This is a genomic window from Phenylobacterium montanum, assembly GCF_018135625.1.
Classification (GTDB): Bacteria; Pseudomonadota; Alphaproteobacteria; order Caulobacterales; family Caulobacteraceae; genus Poindextera; species Poindextera montana.
The window spans coordinates 5362210-5377224 of the sequence record NZ_CP073078.1 but is presented as its reverse complement, the minus strand read 5'-3'; the positions used below and the strand labels follow the sequence as shown (position 1 = coordinate 5377224).

At 67.6% G+C, this 15015-nt stretch carries 17 protein-coding genes; 10 read left to right on the top strand and 7 right to left on the bottom strand.

Annotation, left to right across the window (positions count from 1 at the left end; genetic code table 11):
• Positions 1-5: 5 nt before the first annotated feature.
• The gene (locus KCG34_RS24630) at positions 6-281 is read left to right on the top strand and encodes a hypothetical protein (protein WP_211938225.1); all 276 of its coding nucleotides are present in this window, start codon (positions 6-8) and stop codon (positions 279-281) included.
• A gap of 150 nt (positions 282-431) precedes the next feature.
• On the opposite strand, the gene KCG34_RS24625 is transcribed toward KCG34_RS24630, so the two are convergent.
• Entirely contained in the window at positions 432-755 is a 324-nt protein-coding gene (locus KCG34_RS24625) for a hypothetical protein (protein WP_211938224.1), read from the bottom strand.
• A gap of 181 nt (positions 756-936) precedes the next feature.
• Here KCG34_RS24625 and KCG34_RS24620 point away from each other — a divergent pair, with 181 nt between their 5' ends.
• The 4 genes from KCG34_RS24620 to KCG34_RS24605 all read left to right on the top strand — a co-directional run bounded on the left by KCG34_RS24620 (position 937) and on the right by KCG34_RS24605 (position 3860).
• Complete coding sequence (locus KCG34_RS24620; protein ID WP_211938223.1) at positions 937-1815, top strand: sigma-70 family RNA polymerase sigma factor; 879 nt, start codon at positions 937-939, stop codon at positions 1813-1815.
• A 65-nt stretch (positions 1816-1880) separates the two neighbouring features.
• Positions 1881-2444, top strand: a complete 564-nt coding sequence (locus KCG34_RS24615) for a glycine-rich domain-containing protein (protein WP_211938222.1) — start codon at positions 1881-1883, stop codon at positions 2442-2444.
• Between the two features lie 8 nt (positions 2445-2452).
• The gene (locus KCG34_RS24610) at positions 2453-3277 is read left to right on the top strand and encodes a TIGR04222 domain-containing membrane protein (RefSeq protein WP_211938221.1); all 825 of its coding nucleotides are present in this window, start codon (positions 2453-2455) and stop codon (positions 3275-3277) included.
• Between the two features lie 103 nt (positions 3278-3380).
• A complete protein-coding gene (locus KCG34_RS24605; protein ID WP_211938220.1) occupies positions 3381-3860 on the top strand; it encodes a hypothetical protein in 480 nt (159 codons plus the stop codon).
• A gap of 54 nt (positions 3861-3914) precedes the next feature.
• On the opposite strand, the gene KCG34_RS24600 is transcribed toward KCG34_RS24605, so the two are convergent.
• Positions 3915-4190 (bottom strand): hypothetical protein, encoded by a 276-nt coding sequence (locus tag KCG34_RS24600; RefSeq protein ID WP_211938219.1) that lies wholly within the window; start codon positions 4188-4190, stop codon positions 3915-3917.
• 125 nt (positions 4191-4315) lie between these two features.
• Between KCG34_RS24600 and KCG34_RS24595 the strand changes: the two genes are divergently transcribed.
• A complete protein-coding gene (locus KCG34_RS24595) occupies positions 4316-4684 on the top strand; it encodes an ArsR/SmtB family transcription factor (RefSeq protein ID WP_211938218.1) in 369 nt (122 codons plus the stop codon).
• Entirely contained in the window at positions 4674-5150 is a 477-nt protein-coding gene (locus KCG34_RS24590) for an SRPBCC family protein (RefSeq protein WP_211938217.1), read from the top strand. The genes KCG34_RS24595 and KCG34_RS24590 overlap by 11 nt, the downstream gene beginning before the upstream one ends.
• A gap of 60 nt (positions 5151-5210) precedes the next feature.
• On the opposite strand, the gene KCG34_RS24585 is transcribed toward KCG34_RS24590, so the two are convergent.
• Positions 5211-5858 carry an outer membrane protein gene (locus tag KCG34_RS24585; protein WP_211938216.1) on the bottom strand — a complete coding sequence of 216 codons (648 nt, stop codon included), beginning with the start codon at positions 5856-5858 and terminating at the stop codon, positions 5211-5213.
• Between the two features lie 291 nt (positions 5859-6149).
• On the opposite strand from KCG34_RS24585, the gene parE reads away from it, so the two are divergent.
• Both parE and KCG34_RS24575 read left to right on the top strand, forming a co-directional pair.
• Positions 6150-8204, top strand: a complete 2055-nt coding sequence (gene parE, locus KCG34_RS24580) for a DNA topoisomerase IV subunit B (protein ID WP_211938215.1) — start codon at positions 6150-6152, stop codon at positions 8202-8204.
• A gap of 171 nt (positions 8205-8375) precedes the next feature.
• A complete protein-coding gene (locus KCG34_RS24575) occupies positions 8376-9896 on the top strand; it encodes a DEAD/DEAH box helicase (RefSeq protein WP_211938214.1) in 1521 nt (506 codons plus the stop codon).
• 131 nt (positions 9897-10027) lie between these two features.
• On the opposite strand, the gene KCG34_RS24570 is transcribed toward KCG34_RS24575, so the two are convergent.
• Positions 10028-11473, bottom strand: a complete 1446-nt coding sequence (locus tag KCG34_RS24570; protein ID WP_211938213.1) for a coniferyl aldehyde dehydrogenase — start codon at positions 11471-11473, stop codon at positions 10028-10030.
• 221 nt (positions 11474-11694) lie between these two features.
• On the opposite strand from KCG34_RS24570, the gene KCG34_RS24565 reads away from it, so the two are divergent.
• Positions 11695-12750 (top strand): GGDEF domain-containing protein, encoded by a 1056-nt coding sequence (locus KCG34_RS24565; protein WP_211938212.1) that lies wholly within the window; start codon positions 11695-11697, stop codon positions 12748-12750.
• A 128-nt stretch (positions 12751-12878) separates the two neighbouring features.
• On the opposite strand, the gene KCG34_RS24560 is transcribed toward KCG34_RS24565, so the two are convergent.
• From KCG34_RS24560 to KCG34_RS24550, 3 genes are read right to left on the bottom strand one after another with little or no spacing between them, the layout of a single operon-like run.
• Positions 12879-13274, bottom strand: coding sequence for a HesB/IscA family protein (locus KCG34_RS24560; RefSeq protein WP_376788206.1), 396 nt, complete (start codon positions 13272-13274; stop codon positions 12879-12881).
• Positions 13274-13636, bottom strand: a complete 363-nt coding sequence (locus KCG34_RS24555; RefSeq protein WP_211938211.1) for an SUF system Fe-S cluster assembly protein — start codon at positions 13634-13636, stop codon at positions 13274-13276. Before KCG34_RS24555 ends, KCG34_RS24560 begins: the two co-directional genes overlap by 1 nt.
• A gap of 12 nt (positions 13637-13648) precedes the next feature.
• The gene (locus KCG34_RS24550) at positions 13649-14866 is read right to left on the bottom strand and encodes a cysteine desulfurase (RefSeq protein WP_211938210.1); all 1218 of its coding nucleotides are present in this window, start codon (positions 14864-14866) and stop codon (positions 13649-13651) included.
• Positions 14867-15015 lie beyond the last annotated feature (149 nt).

Here is a 15015-nt window from a genome sequence, read left to right as displayed (position 1 = left end):
TCAAGTTGGCTGCAGTCAGTTCACATCACACCCACGTCTCGTTTCCGCGCAGCTCCTCGGCCGCGCCGCAGAAGCCCAAGCCCGGCCCGGCCTTGCGGGCCATTCCCCGCGAAGTGATCGCCATGGTCGGCACGGCCTTCGGCATCCTGATCGCCGTGGGTTCGGGCTCGCTGCTGGCCGCCCAGGTCCCGGAGAACTCCCCCTGGCTGTTCATGGCCGCCTATGCGGCCCCGGCCGCGGTGGTGTTCGCCATCTTCTGGCTGATCTCGCGGCGGCTGTAGGGGCGACGCGGGGCCGCCTTTGCGTGGTTCGAGACGCTCGCTTGCGCGAGCCCTCACCATGACTGGGTTGGGGGACTGCAGAAAAGCTAGTCATGGTGAGGAGCGTTGCGAAGCGGCGCGTCTCGAACCACCCACGAACGCGTGGAGACCTCAGGCAGGCTGAGGCTGAGCCTCCAGGCCATAGGCCTCGACCATCTCCACATCCATCCGGATGACCTCCGGCTGGGTCTCCCAGCGCGCCGGCCCGCCCTCGGAAAAGGCCTTGAAGCTGGCGAGCCCGGTCAGCACCTCGGAATCGGGCTCGCGGGCATTGACGAATAGGTGGACGAACTCGTCGCCGCTGCGGAAAAGGGCGTAGGCCACGTGGCCCGGCGCCCGCTGGCGTAGTTCCTTGAACACCGCCCGTGACAGGGCCTCGTTCTCGGCGGTTCGCTCCGGCTTGGTGCGATAGCGCACCAGTGTCACTCTCTGCATGGGTCGGCTCCTCGGATGCCAGCGGGCGCGAAACTGCGCCGGCGATCACAAGGACGCGGGCGAGACGGCGAAGGATTCGGCCGAAGAAATTTTTCGCACGGGCGAATCCTTCGGCCGGCGCCGGACGTCAGTTGAGCGGGACGCCCGCACGTCGCGGGCCCTGCAACGAAGGAACGCGCGCATGGCGGACGGGAGCCTGGGGCCGGAAGCTGTCGAGCGCCTGATGACCGAACTTCGGCCGCGCCTGCACCGCTATTGCGCGCGCATGGTGGGTTCGGCCTTCGACGGCGAGGACGTGGTGCAGGACGCCCTGGCCAAGGCGGCCGAGGCCCTGCCCTCCGCCGGCCCGATCGCCCGGCCGGAAAGCTGGCTGTTCCGCATCGCCCACAACGCCGCGCTGGACGCCCTGCGCAAGCGAAAGCGCCAGGCGGTGGTCTGGCCGGGCGAGGAAATGGCCGAGATCGCCGACGCCACCGCCCTGGCCGACGCCCGGGTGGCGGCCACGGCCAGCCTGGCCGCGCTGATGCGGCTGGCGCCGGCGCAGCGCTCCTGCGTGGTGCTGATGGACGTGCTCGGCCACTCGCTGGCGGAAACGGCCGAGATTCTCGAGCTTTCGGTCGCGGCGGTGAAGGCCGCCCTGCACCGTGGCCGGACCGCCTTGCAGGCCAGGGCGGACGATCCGCAGCCCACAGCCCCGATCCCCGCCGCCGAGCGCGAGCGCCTGCGCGCCTATGCCGACCGCTTCAACGCCCGCGACTTCGACGCCCTGCGGGCCCTCCTGGCCGAGGACGTGCGGCTGGACCTGGTGGCGCGGACCCGGCTCGCCAGCCGCAACAACGTCTCGGTCTATTTCACCCGCTACGCCGAGGCCGAGCCTTGGCGCCTTGCGGTGGGTCTCGCCGAGGGCCGCCTAGTGCTCATGGCCAGCCGCCTGGCCGACCCGGCGGCCCGCCCGGTGTTCGTCGTGCAACTCGACTGGCGGCAAGGCGAGATCGCCGCCATCCGCGACTTCCACTACGCGCCCTATGTGATGGACAGCCTGGAGGTCGTGGGCGCGTGAGGGGTGGCGGCGTGGCGACGAAAATGAGTGTGATATAATCGAGCTAACGCTTTCGACGAGACCGGATGCCGCTCGACACGCCCCTGCCCCACGCCGCCGACCACCGGGCCTGGACGCCGGATCAGACGGATCTGTGGCGGCGGATTAAGACCCATTCCTTCGAGGCGCCCGAGCAAGCCGACGACCTGACACGACGGCTGGCGCGCGAAAAAGACTGGTCGCTGGAGTTCGCGCGGGGCGCGGTGGAAGAATACCGCCGCTTCGCCTTCCTGTGCGGAATCGCCGACGCACCCATGACCCCCAGCGCCGAGGTCGACGAGGTTTGGCACCTGCACCTGCTGTTCACCCGCGACTATTGGGGCGTCTGGTGCGCCGAGGCGCTGGGCGCGCCCCTGCATCACGACCCCAGTCGCGGCGGGGCGCAGCAAGCCGCCTATTTCCTGGCCCGCTATGCCGCGACCCTGGCCGCCTATGAGCGCTGGTTCGGGCCGCCGCCAGAGACCTATTGGCCCGGCGCGCGCGAACGGTTTCGACGCCGGCCCCGCTACCGGGGGCTGGACGCGGATCGCGCCTTCACCCTGCCCCGGTTCTGGAGCCTGCGCTTTTGGCGAAACATCCACAGGAGGTAAGCTTATCGATGAACCCCTATGACCTGACCGCTGGGCCGTTTCTGGCGATCTACGCACTGGCCTTCGCCGCGTGTCTTGGGTTCGGGCTTTGGTGGCGACAGCGCGAGCCGCCGAGCGTCTTTCCGCCTCCGCCAGCCCGCACCCAGGGGCTGGACCCCGTCGGCTGGGCGTACCTGGCGGGCGGGGCGGTGCGAGCCGCGGACACTGCGGCGGTCGGGCTGCTGCAGAGCGGCCAGCTGAAGCTGGACAAAAAGCGCAACATGTTGCTTCCCGTGCCCCTGGCGGATCCGCCGCCTGCATCTCTGGCCGCCTATGCGCGGCGCCTGAAGGATCCCGTCAGCGTGGCTGACCTCAGCGCACGGCTGGCCTCTGCGTTCGAAGCGGTGGCCGCGGACTTGGTCGTCCGAGGGCTCGCCTTCGATCCGCCGACGCGCCTGAGGCGGGGTTGGGCGTCGGCGGCGCCGCTGCTGGTGCTGACGGTCCTTGGAGCGATCCGCATCCTGTTAGGCATGGCGAGGGAGCGGCCGGTGGGGTTCATTGTCGGGTTCACCCTGCTCACGCTCATAGCGGCGGTCAGCCTGGCTTTGAAACCGCCCTTGGCTCGGCGCGCGGGACGAGAGGCGGTGGCCAGGCACAAGGACGCCAGCAGCCGTCTCGTCCGCGCGCCTGAAGCGGACGAGTTGATGCTGGCCATGGCCCTGGTCGGCGGCGGCGCCCTCTTCGGCACGCCCTATGCCGCCTTCGCCAAGATGCGTCAGGCGGTGGGCGGTGACGGCGGAGGATGTGGCGGCGGTGGAGGATGCGGCGGGGGATGCGGGGGGTGTGGCAGTTAGGGCCGGCCCGCGTCAGCCTACGTCTGTGGCTGCTTTTGGTTGCGCGATCCGTCGGCTACCGTCACTTCAAACTATTGGGGGCATGATGCGACGAAACCATGGCTTGATCTACGCGACCGCGTTTTTCGCGACTTCCAGCGCGGCTCAATCTCCATCAGTGACTTGGAACCGCGTAACCGACCAACACGAGACGTCGATTGAAGTCCCGGTTTCCGTTCTGACGCCAAGAGCCGATCCGGATGGGTTGGCTTTCGATGCCGAAAAAGGGGCGGTTCGGATCAGGCTCCTTACTCTGACCGAGCATAGACCGGGGTTTCCCGGCAATGACCCGAAGGGTGACATGAACCTCAAGCGATCCGACTGCACTGCATGGCCGCCTTCCTACTACGCGCTGAAGGATCGACTTGCCGCATATTCCTGCATCAGAAATAGCAAGGTCACCTACTACTTGGCCCGATATGCGCCGTCGGGAAGCGCCCGGCTCTACGTGGAGTATCCGGTGGCGGAGAGTAGGTTCTGGGACGCCGTGGTGAAGCGGATGACGGCCTCATTGCAACAGGTGGGTCGGCAAGAAGTCCGATAGTGGAATTAGGGCGGGAGTCCGATTCCTACCCTTTTGGCCGGCGCCGACAACGGCCTACCGAACCGTCTCCTTCTCCCTAGGCGCCGAAACGCGGCGGGTCCTGGTTTCGGCCTTGGGTTTGGGCAGTAGGCGGAAGCGGGTCTGGCACCAGGCGAAATCGACCCCGACATCCAAGAGGGCGTCGGACCGTCCGCAGGGGCAGGCGAATTCCATGACCGCGGCGACGCGGTAGGTCTCCCCAGCCACCAGGGGCACCGGCCTGCCGGTGACGTGGTTCGGGGCGGCGTTGACGCAGAGAACCAGATCGCCGGGGCCGACAGCGTCGCTCATGGCTTCCATCCAATACGCTCATGCGAAGATAGGCCCTGACCCCCATGGGGCAAGGACCGAAACTTGACGGGCGCCGTTCGCCCTTGTATTTAAGTAAACACTTAAATCTCTCATAGGCCAAAAACGTGCAGCCCTATCAATCGCTTAGCGACAGTTTCGCCGCCCTTGGCGATGCGACGCGGCTGGCGATCGTCAGCCGGCTGGCCAGCGAGGGCGACATGACCGTGCAGGAGATCGCCCGGCCCTTCGCCATGAGCCTGCCGGCGGTGTCGCAGCACCTTAAGGTCTTGGAGCGCGCCGGGCTGATCGCGCGCGGGCGCGACGGGCAAAAGCGCCCCTGCCGCCTGAACGCCGAGCGCCTGGCCGAGACGGCGCGCTGGTTCGATCACACCCGCGCGGCCTGGGAAGCCCGGTTCGACCGGCTGGAGGACTTCCTCGCACAACCGCAATCCCCGCAACCGACCGTATCGAAAGGTGAAGACCATGAGCCATGACCCCCGCGCGACCTGGGCGCTCGATCGCGAAATCGTGCTGTCCCGCGTGATCGCCGCGCCGCGCGAGCGCGTGTTCCAGGCCTTCACCGATCCGGACCAGATCACCCGCTGGTTCGGGCCGGAGGGCTTCACGGTCGAGACCCTGGAGATCGACATCCGCGAGGGCGGCTGCTGGCGGTTTATCTACACCGGCCCGGACGGAACCCGCTGGGAGAACCGCATGGTCTACCGGCGCATAGACGCGCCAAGGTTGTTGGAGATGGAGCACGGCGCGGACGTGGACGACGATCCCGGGCGGTTCCATATGACCATCACCTTCGACGAACAGAGCGACGGCAAATGCGTGCTGACCCTGCGCCAGCTGCACCCGACCAAGGAGCAGCGCGAGGGCGCCATCGGCTTCGGCGCGGTGGAATTCGGCTACCAGACCCTCGACAAGCTCGCCCGGCATCTCGCCGAGGGTTGATCGGTGGCGCGTTCGATGTGGGCGACTGCGGAGGCCGCCCCCCACATCGACGCCCGCGCCTCAGTACCGGTAGCGTAGGCCGACCGAGAGGATGTGCAGGTCAGTCTGAGCCTTCAAGGCCAGACCGGAGCCGGTGATCTTGAACTGCGGCGTGCCGAGATACCGATAGCCGAAGTCTAGGCTGGTCTTGGGGTTGACGGGGTAGGACACGCCCGCCCGCGCCTGCCACATCACGCCGTCGCTGCTGCTGGACCCACCCAAGAGCGAGTAACGGGCCTGGCCATAGCCGACGCCCAGGCCCGCGTAGGGCACGACCGGACCGAGCTTGCCGATCGCGTACATGACGTCGACCAGTCCGCCATAGGTCTCGACCGACGCCTTGGCCGGGGTTCCCAGGGCCTGATTGAGGCTGCCGGTGCTGATATCATTGCGGACGTAGACGCCTTCAGCTTCCAGGGCGAAACCGTTCTTGAAGGCGTAGCCCCAGGCCCCACTGGCGAAGACGCCCGCTTTCGGATCTAAGTCGCCGGAGGCGGAGCCGATCCCGGAAGCGCTGGCGTCGATGTGAGTGTTGCCTGCGACGCCGGAGCCGACACTCGCCTGCACATAGGCGCCCGGGTTTTGATTCACCGTCTGGGCCTGTAGCGCACCGGCGCTGGAGGCCGCCAGAAGGCCCAGTACTACAGCTATAGATTTATAATACTTCATAATATCCCCTCCGATTGAGAGGACTTGGCTACGCTACAGCAAAGCTATGGTCAACCTATGTTGGAGTTCACATCGAATGCCCGCCGGCCGGGGCGGGGTGACAGGGGTCCGGCCATTCCGCAACGCTCGCCAGCCGGCTGTGAGGCGCCGGAAAGCGAATCGAACCACCAAGCCCGCAGCGCGCGGTATTCCGGGGACAAATCGCTTAGCCCCTGGCCTATCCCCCGCCCCGCGCGCTAAGTCGGCGTCCGCCGCATACCCGGCGGCCCCGAATCGCCTGAATCTAGCCGCATGTCCAAGGCCACGCCGCAAGCCTCCCTGTTCGACGACGCGCTGAACCCCGCGCCCGCCCCGCCCCTCGCCTCGCCGGCGCACGAGCCGCGGCCCCAGCCGCCGCCGGCCGCGGTGTCGGCCTCGTCCGGCTATTCGGCCAAGGACATCGAGGTCCTGGAAGGCCTGGAGCCGGTGCGCATGCGGCCGGGCATGTACATCGGCGGCACCGACGAGCGCGCCCTGCACCACCTGTTCGCCGAGGTGCTGGACAACGCCATGGACGAGGCCGTGGCCGGCCACGCCAAGCTGATCGAGGTCACGCTCGAGGCCGATGGCGCGCTGACGGTGAAGGACGACGGCCGCGGCATGCCGGTGGACCAACACCCGAAATATCCCGGCAAGTCGGCGCTCGAGGTCATCATGACCATGCTGCACTCGGGCGGGAAGTTCAGCGGCAAGGCCTATGAGACCTCGGGCGGCCTGCACGGGGTGGGCGTGTCGGTGGTCAACGCCCTGTCCGAACAGCTGACCGTGGGCGTGTGGCGCGACGGGTTCGAATGGCGCCAGAGCTTTTCGCGCGGCAAGCCGGTGGGGGTGCTGGAGCAGGTCGCGCCCTCGCGCAAGAAGGGCACGGCCGTGCGCTTCCTGCCCGATCCGCAGATCTTCGGCGAGGGCTGCGCCTTCAAGCCCGCGCGACTCTACCGCATGGCCCGCTCCAAGGCCTATCTGTTCCGCGGGGTCGAGATCCGCTGGAAGTGCTCGCCCGAGCGCATCCACGACCAGACCCCGGCCGAAGCCACCTTCCACTTCCCCAACGGCCTGGCCGACTTCCTGGCCGAGCGCACCGCCGGGGTCGAGACCGTCACCGAGACCTTCTCGGGCCGCATCGAGCGCACCGGCGAGGCGGGGGCGGTGGAATGGGCGGTGACCTGGTCGCCGGCCGGGTTCGGCGAGGCCGACGGCTTCATCTCGTCCTACTGCAACACCGTGCCGACGCCCGAGGGCGGGACGCACGAGTCCGGCTTCCGCGCCGCCCTGACTCGGGGCCTGAAGGCCTATGCCGAGCTGACCGGCGAGAAGCGCGCCGGGATCATCACCGCCGACGACGTGATCGCCCAGGCCGGCGCCTTGATCAGCGTGTTCATCCGCAATCCGGAGTTCCAGGGCCAGACCAAGGAGCGGCTGTCCTCCAGCGACGCCCAGCGTCTGGTCGAGGCCGCCCTGCGCGACCCCTTCGACCACTGGCTGACCGCCTCGCCCAAGGCGGCCAACCTGCTGCTGCAATTCGTCATCGAGCGGGCCGAGGAGCGGCTGAAGCGGCGCAAGGACAAGGAGGTCGCCCGGGCCTCGGCCACGCGCAAGCTGCGCCTGCCCGGCAAGCTGGCCGACTGCTCCGGCCAGGCGGCGGATGGCACTGAACTCTTCATCGTCGAAGGCGATTCGGCCGGCGGCTCGGCCAAGCAGGCGCGCGACCGCCGCTCCCAGGCCATCCTGCCCCTGCGCGGCAAGATCCTGAACGTGGCCTCGGCCAGCAACGACAAGACCGGCGGCAACAAGGAGCTGGCGGATCTGCTGCTGGCGCTGGGCGTCCAGGGCGGGAACCGGTTCAAGGAGGATGACCTGCGCTACGAGCGGATCATCATCATGACCGACGCCGACGTGGACGGGGCGCACATCGCTTCTCTCCTGATCACCTTCTTCTACCGCACCATGCCGGGGCTGATCCGCGCCGGGCGGCTGTTCCTCGCCCTGCCGCCGCTCTATCGCATCAGCCACGGCGGCAAGACCGCCTACGCCCGCGACGACGCGCACAAGGACGAGCTGATGGCGACGATGTTCAAGGGCAAGAAGCCCGAGATCGGCCGCTTCAAGGGCCTGGGCGAAATGATGCCGGCCCAGCTCAAAGAGACCACCATGGACCCGTCCAAGCGCACTCTGGCCCGGGTGACCCTGCCCCGCGCCGAGGAGCCGGTGGAGGACCTGGTCGAGACCCTGATGGGCCGCAAGCCCGAGCTGCGCTTCCGCTTCATCCAGGAAAACGCGGTGTTCGCTACGGAAGACCTGGACGTGTAACCCCTCCCCTGCAGGTGGGAGGGGCTCTCTCTGATGCGGCCAACGGCCCCGCCCCACGGCAAATCCCTTTGTTTGATTGACTTTTCAGGCTTCCCGCCTATGTTCCGGGCCATTCCTGCCAGGATCCGCCGAGCGATGTTCGCCGGCGGCGATGGCTGTTTTCAATCGAGCATGACTGAATTTTCTGAACTGGGGCTCAGCCCCCACACTCTGCAAGCGATCGCTGACAGCGGTTACACGACCGCGACTCCGATCCAGGCCGAGGCGATTCCCGTCGCCCTGACCGGCCAGGACGTCCTGGGCATCGCCCAGACCGGCACCGGCAAGACCGCCGCCTTCACCCTGCCGATGATCGAGCGCCTGGCCTCGGGCCGCTCCAAGGCGCGCATGCCGCGCAGCCTGGTCATCGCCCCCACCCGCGAGTTGGCCGACCAGGTCGCCGCCTCGTTCGAGCGCTACGCCAAGGGCACCAAGCTGTCCTGGGCGCTGTTGATCGGCGGCGTCTCGTTCGGCGATCAGGAGAAGAAGCTCGACCGCGGCGTCGACGTGCTGATCGCCACGCCCGGGCGCCTGCTGGACCACTTCGAGCGCGGCAAGCTGCTCTTGACCGGCGTGCAGATCATGGTGGTCGACGAGGCCGACCGCATGCTGGACATGGGCTTCATCCCCGACATCGAGCGCATCTTCAAGCTGACCCCGCCGAAGAAACAGACGCTGTTCTTCTCGGCCACCATGCCGCCGGAAATCACCCGGCTGACCAAGCAGTTCCTCAACGATCCGGTGCGCATCGAGGCCTCCCGGCCGGCCACCACCGGCGAGAACATCGCCCAGCATCTGGTGCGCATCCCGCTGGCCGATCCCAAGGCCAAGCGGATGGCGCTGCGGGCCCTGATCGACGGGGCGGAGATCAAGAACGGTATCGTCTTCTGCAACAGGAAGAGCGAAGTCGACGTAGTGGCCAAGTCGCTGAAAGCCCACGGCCACGACGCCGCCGCCATCCACGGCGACCTTGAGCAGAGCGTGCGGATGAAGACCCTGGAGGCGTTCCGCAAGGGCGAGCTGAAGCTGTTGGTCGCCTCGGACGTGGCCGCGCGCGGCCTCGACATTCCCGACGTCAGCCACGTGTTCAATTTCGACGTGCCTCACCACGCCGACGACTATGTGCACCGCATCGGCCGCACCGGCCGCGCGGGGCGCAGCGGCGACACCTTCATGATCGTCACCCCCGCCGACAGCCGCAACCTGGACAAGGTGTTGAAGCTGACGGGCAAGACCCCGGCCGAGACGGTGCTGGACCTGGACTGGAGCCAGGCCGCCGGCGGCGATCGCCAGCGCGAGGGCCGTTCGGGCCGCGAACGCCCGGCCCGCGGCGAGAGCCGCAGCCGCAACCGGCGCCCGGTCGAGGCTCAGCCCGAAGCCGAGGCCGCCGCTCCGCGCGAGGAACAAGCGCCTCGCGAAGTGCGGGCGCCGCGTGAGGAACGCGCGCCGCTTGAAGACCGCCCCGCCCGTGAGGAGCGCGCGCCGCGCAGCAGAGCCAGGTCGGAAGATCGCCCCGCCCGCCGCGCGCCCGAAGCGCGTCCGCCGCGCGAGGAGCGTGAAGAGCGCGAGCAGACGGGCGTCCGCGGCTTCGGCGACGACACCCCCGCCTTCCTCATGATCCCGATCCCGAAGATGGCGGCGGCGAAGGGGTGAAACCTTCGTGCGTCTTTCCAGACGCCCGCTTGCGCGGGCTCCTCACCATGACGAAGTTTATTGAGCAGCAACCGGCTCAGTCAGGGTGAGGAGCGCCACCAGGGACGCGTCTCGAACCACGCACCCTGACCTCACCTTCTGATCTGCCCCTCCAGGAACTTCCTGATCGCCGGCCCATATGGCGGCCGCATCTGTTTTAGCGGTCCGATGTCCTTCTTGATCTGGCTGTAGATCGCCTTCTTGTGGCTGAACTCCAGAAAGCCGTCGTGGCCGTGATAGCTGCCCATGCCGGCGGGGCCGACGCCGCCGAAGGGCAGTTCCTCCTGGGCCACATGGAACACCACGTCGTTGACCGTCACCCCGCCTGAGGTGGTGCGGGCCAGGACCTGCTCGCGCTCGGCCTCGTCGTCGCCGAAGTAGTAGAGGCCCAGCGGCCGGTCGCGTCCGTTGATGTAGTCGATCGCATCCCCGACGGCCTTGTAGGTCTTCACCGGCAGCACCGGTCCGAAGATCTCCTCCTGCATCACCTTCATGTCGTCGGTAGGCTCGATGATCAGGGTGGGCGCGATCTTGCGATGCTCCTGCTGGGTCAGGTCCTCGCCGTCCGGCTTGATCTCGATAACCCGCGCGCCCTTGGCCCGGGCGTCATCGATATAGCCCTGGATGCGGTCATAGTGCCGCTGGGCGACGATCGAGGTGTAGTCGGGATTGTCCTTGATGGTCGGGAACATCTGTTTCACCGCCCCCTGCGCCTCGGCGATGAAGCCCTCCAGCTTGTCGGAGGGGGTCAGCACGTAGTCGGGCGCCAGGCAGATCTGGCCGGCGTTCAGGGTCTTGCCGTTCATGATTCGCGCCGCGGCCACACCCATGTCGGCGGACTTGCCGATGATCACCGGGCTCTTGCCGCCCAGCTCCAGGGTCAGGGGCACGAGGTTCTCGGCCGCCGCCTTCATCACGTGGCGGGCGATGCCGGTGGCGCCGGTGAAGATCAGGTGGTCGAAGGCCAGGCCCGCGAACGCCTGGCCGACCTCCGGGCCGCCGGTGATCACCGCGATCTCCTCGTCGGAGAAGGCCCCGCCGAACATCTGGGCCATCAGGGCCGAGGTCGCGGGCGTGTATTCCGAGGGCTTGATCATGGCCCGGTTGCCGGCGGCCAGTATCCCCGCCAGGGGCGCAAAGGTCAGATTGACCGGGAAGTTCCAGGGGCTGATCACCCCCACCACCCCCTTGGGCTGGTAGCGCACCTCGGCCTTGGCCCCGAACAGGCCGAGGATCGGCGGGCTGGTCTTGCGCTTCGACGGCCGCATCCACTTGCGCAGATTGTCGCGGGCATGCTTCAGCGGGCCGATCGAGGCGGCGATGTCGGTGAAGGCGGTGGCCTCTTTCGAGCGCGATCCGAAGTCGGCGTTGAGCGCCTCCTCGATCGCCTTCTGGTTCTCGACCAGGAGGCCGATGCAGCGGTTCAGCCGCTCGATCCGCTTGTCCGCCGAGGGTTCGCCGTCGCGCAGGTGCGCGGCTTTCTGCTTGGCCAGCAGGGCTTTCATGCTGGCTTCGTCGTGCACGGCTGCTGCGCTCATCGGTCTTCAACCCTCCCATCGCCATTCTGACGCTGGCGTCATTCTTAGCACCATGTCGTGGCTTTCCGCGCCCGGCAAGATCACCTAGGGGAAGCGGCCGCGTCCGGCAGGCTAATTATTGGTAAACGGCCGATTTTTAACCCCGTGTTTCGAACTCTCTCCTAGCGTCACCGTGTTGGCTCGCTGAATGCGGGTTCGGCCTCTGAATTGGGGAAGACTGAATGTCGGTTGGCGTCGAAAGCACGCTGCGTGGTCCAAACGCCTATGATCTGGCGCGCAAGGTCCTGGAGGACATGGAGCGCCGCCATATCTGGCCGACCGCCCTCAACTACGAACTCTGGACGCACTACGTCGCCAATCCCGACGGCGCCCTGGCGCAGGAGATCGAGCGCCTGCTCAGCATCGGCGAAGCGATCACCGAAGGCGTCAGCGAGCAGTTGGCCGCCGCCTACCTGCCCAAGGCGCGCCTCAACGAGCAGATCCGCGACGCCGGGGATCAGCTGACCCGGGAGCTGACCGCGGTCGCGGCCGCGATCAAGCAGGCCCAGCGCTCCAGCGAGCAGTATGGCGCGACCCTGACCAGCGCCGGCAAGTCGCTGGACGAGGACGTCGGCCCCGAGGACATCCGCCGCCTTGTGGACACCCTGACCACCGCCACCAAGCGGGTGCAGCGCGAGAACCGCTCCCTGGCCAAGCGGCTCGACGAATCCACCGCCGAGGTCAGCCGCCTGCGCGAGCACCTGGAGCAGGTCCGCCGCGACGCCACCACCGACGCCCTGACCAACCTGGCCAACCGCAAGGCCTTCGACGACGAGCTGGCCCGGGCCTGCGCCGAGGCTGTCGAAAAGCGCGAGCCCCTGGCCCTGGCGGTGATCGATATCGACCACTTCAAGCGGTTCAACGACACCTGGGGCCACCAGACCGGCGACCAGGTGATCCGCTACGTCTCCAGTGTGATCGGCCGCATGGCCCCGCCGCCGCGCTTCGCCGCCCGCTATGGCGGCGAGGAATTCGCCATGATCTTCCCCTCCGAGCGCGCCGCCGAGGTGGTGCGCACCCTGGAGGAGATCCGCGAGGAGGTTTCCTCCCGCGCGCTCAAGCGCCGCTCGACCAACGAGGACCTGGGCACCATCACCGTCTCCGCCGGTGTGGCCGAGCTGAAGCACGGCGAGAAGGTCGACGTTCTGATCGAGCGCGCCGACCAGGCGCTCTACGCCTCCAAGCGCAACGGCCGCAACCAGGTTACGACGGACAGCGGCGTGGCGGCGGCGGCTTAGCCATTGCGTGGTTCGAGACGCGGCCCCATCGGGGCCGCTCCTCACCATGACTATGTTTTTTAGGCGTCACCCAAGTTCGTCATGGTGAGGAGCCCGCGCGAGCGGGCGTCTCGAACCACGCACAGATCCTAGTCCCCCGCGCTCGCCGGCACGATGGTCACGCTCTCGCCGCACCCGCAGGCGTCGGTTTCGTTGGGGTTGTGGAACACGAACTTGGAGGCGAGGCGCGAGGTCTCGTAGTCGATCTCCGAGCCGATCAGAAACAGGATCGCCTTGGGCTCGATCAGGATCTTGACACCCTTGTCTTCGACCACCTCGTCCAGCGGGTTGGCGGCTTCCGCGTATTCCAGGACGTATTCCTGGCCGGCGCAGCCGCCGTTCTTCACCCCGACCCGCAAGCCCGCATAGGGCTTTTCGGCGCGGTCCATGATCTCGCGCACGCGCTCAGCGGCGCGGTCGGTCAGGGTGACCACCTTGGGGCGGGGGCGGCGGGCTCGGGGCTGTACGACGGGGTCCATGGTCATCAGAACATGTTCAGTTGCAGCTTGGCTTCGTCCGACATACGGGACGGGTCCCACGGCGGATCGAACACCAGGTTGACGTCGCAGGACTTGACCTCCTCGATCGACATCACCGCCTCCTTCACCCAGTCGGGCATCTCGCCGGCCACGGGACAGGCCGGGGCGGTCAGGGTCATGTCGATGGCCACGTCCTTGTCGTCGGAAACGTCGACCTTGTAGATCAGGCCGAGTTCGTAGATGTCCACCGGGATCTCCGGATCATAGACCGTCTTCAGCTTCTCGATCAGCCGGTCGGTCAGGGCGTCGAGCTCCGACTGGCTCAGCGCCGAGGTTTCGGTCGTGGGGTTGAGGCTGGCGTCATCCATGGTCGGTGTCACTCAGGCGAAAAAGGTCTGCACCTTGGCCAGGGCTTCGGCGAAAGCGTCGGCCTCTTCCAGGGTGTTATATAGGGCGAACGAAGCGCGGGCGCTCGAGGTCAGGCCAAAGCGCCGCATCAGGGGCTCGGCGCAGTGGGTCCCGGCGCGCACGGCTATGCCATAGCGGTCGAGAAGCTGGGCCACGTCGTGGGCGTGCGCCCCCTCGACGGTGAAGGCGAAAATGCCGCCCTTGCCCGGCGCCGTGCCGATCTCGCGCAGCCAGTTGGCCCCATTCAGGCGCTGCTTCAGGCGGTCGTAGAGCGCCCGCTCATGCGCGGCGATGGCCTCGCGATCGAAGCCCTGCAGCCAGTCGATGGCGGCGCCCAGGCCGATGGCCTCCAGGATCGCCGGGGTGCCGGCCTCAAAGCGGTGCGGCGGGTCGGCATAGGTGACGGTCTCGGTGGTCACCGTGCCGATCATCTCGCCCCCGCCCTGGTAGGGCGGCAGGGCGGCCAGGCGCTCGGCCTTGCCGTACAGCACGCCGATGCCGGTGGGACCGTAGAGCTTGTGGCCGGAGAAGGCGTAGAAATCGACGTCCAGGGCCTGCACGTCGACCCGGGCGTGGACGATGGCCTGGCAACCGTCCAGCAGCACCGGAACCCCGGCGGCGTGGGCGATCTCGACCAGCTCTTTCGCTGGATTGATCGTGCCCAGCACGTTCGACATGTGGCTGAGGGCCACCATCCTGGTCTTCGGCCCGATCAGGTTGCGGTAAGCATCGAGATCGAGCTGGCCGTCCTCGGTCACCGGAACGAACTTGAGGACCAGGCCCTTGCGCTCGCGCAGGAAGTGCCAGGGCACGATATTGGCGTGGTGCTCCATCACCGAGAGCACGATCTCATCGCCGGCCTCGAGCGACTGGCCGAAAGCGGAGGCCACCAGGTTGATGGCCTCGGTGGCGCTCTTGGTGAAGACGATCTCGTCGACGCTGGCCGCGTTCACCAGGCCGCGCACGCTCTCGCGGGCCTTCTCGTAGGCCTCGGTGGTCTCGTTGGCCAGGGTGTGCAGGCCGCGATGGACGTTGGCGTAGGAGTGCTCCATCGCCCGGGTCATGGCCTCGATCACCGCCCGCGGCTTCTGGGCCGAGGCGGCGCTGTCGAGATAGATCAGGGGGCGGCCATTGACCTCGCGCTTGAGGATCGGGAACTGCTCGCGGGCGGATGCGACGTCAAAGCTCATGGGCGCGCCTCCGAGAAAATCCCTTCTCCCCCTTGCGGGAGAAGGAGGGGCCCGCGCCGAAGGCGTGGGAGGATGAGGGGACGCGCGCAGAGGCGCGCGACTGCAAACCTCGCAAACATTCGATCCGCCGGCGCGACCCCTCATCCTCC

Bases quoted from the DNA above. Each gene is read 5' to 3' on its own strand.
- KCG34_RS24570 (WP_211938213.1), bottom strand. From the start codon at position 11,473: ATGAGCGCAGCAGCCGTGCACGACGAAGCCAGCATGAAAGCCCTGCTG.
- KCG34_RS24560 (WP_376788206.1), bottom strand. From the start codon at position 13,274: ATGACCATGGACCCCGTCGTACAGCCCCGAGCCCGCCGCCCCCGCCCC.
- KCG34_RS24600 (WP_211938219.1), bottom strand. From the start codon at position 4,190: ATGAGCGACGCTGTCGGCCCCGGCGATCTGGTTCTCTGCGTCAACGCC.
- KCG34_RS24620 (WP_211938223.1), top strand. From the start codon at position 937: ATGGCGGACGGGAGCCTGGGGCCGGAAGCTGTCGAGCGCCTGATGACC.
- KCG34_RS24585 (WP_211938216.1), bottom strand. From the start codon at position 5,858: ATGAAGTATTATAAATCTATAGCTGTAGTACTGGGCCTTCTGGCGGCC.
- KCG34_RS24590 (WP_211938217.1), top strand. From the start codon at position 4,674: ATGAGCCATGACCCCCGCGCGACCTGGGCGCTCGATCGCGAAATCGTG.
- KCG34_RS24565 (WP_211938212.1), top strand. From the start codon at position 11,695: ATGTCGGTTGGCGTCGAAAGCACGCTGCGTGGTCCAAACGCCTATGAT.
- KCG34_RS24625 (WP_211938224.1), bottom strand. From the start codon at position 755: ATGCAGAGAGTGACACTGGTGCGCTATCGCACCAAGCCGGAGCGAACC.
- KCG34_RS24610 (WP_211938221.1), top strand. From the start codon at position 2,453: ATGAACCCCTATGACCTGACCGCTGGGCCGTTTCTGGCGATCTACGCA.
- KCG34_RS24550 (WP_211938210.1), bottom strand. From the start codon at position 14,866: ATGAGCTTTGACGTCGCATCCGCCCGCGAGCAGTTCCCGATCCTCAAG.
- KCG34_RS24575 (WP_211938214.1), top strand. From the start codon at position 8,376: ATGACTGAATTTTCTGAACTGGGGCTCAGCCCCCACACTCTGCAAGCG.
- KCG34_RS24615 (WP_211938222.1), top strand. From the start codon at position 1,881: ATGCCGCTCGACACGCCCCTGCCCCACGCCGCCGACCACCGGGCCTGG.
- KCG34_RS24555 (WP_211938211.1), bottom strand. From the start codon at position 13,636: ATGGATGACGCCAGCCTCAACCCCACGACCGAAACCTCGGCGCTGAGC.
- parE (WP_211938215.1), top strand. From the start codon at position 6,150: ATGTCCAAGGCCACGCCGCAAGCCTCCCTGTTCGACGACGCGCTGAAC.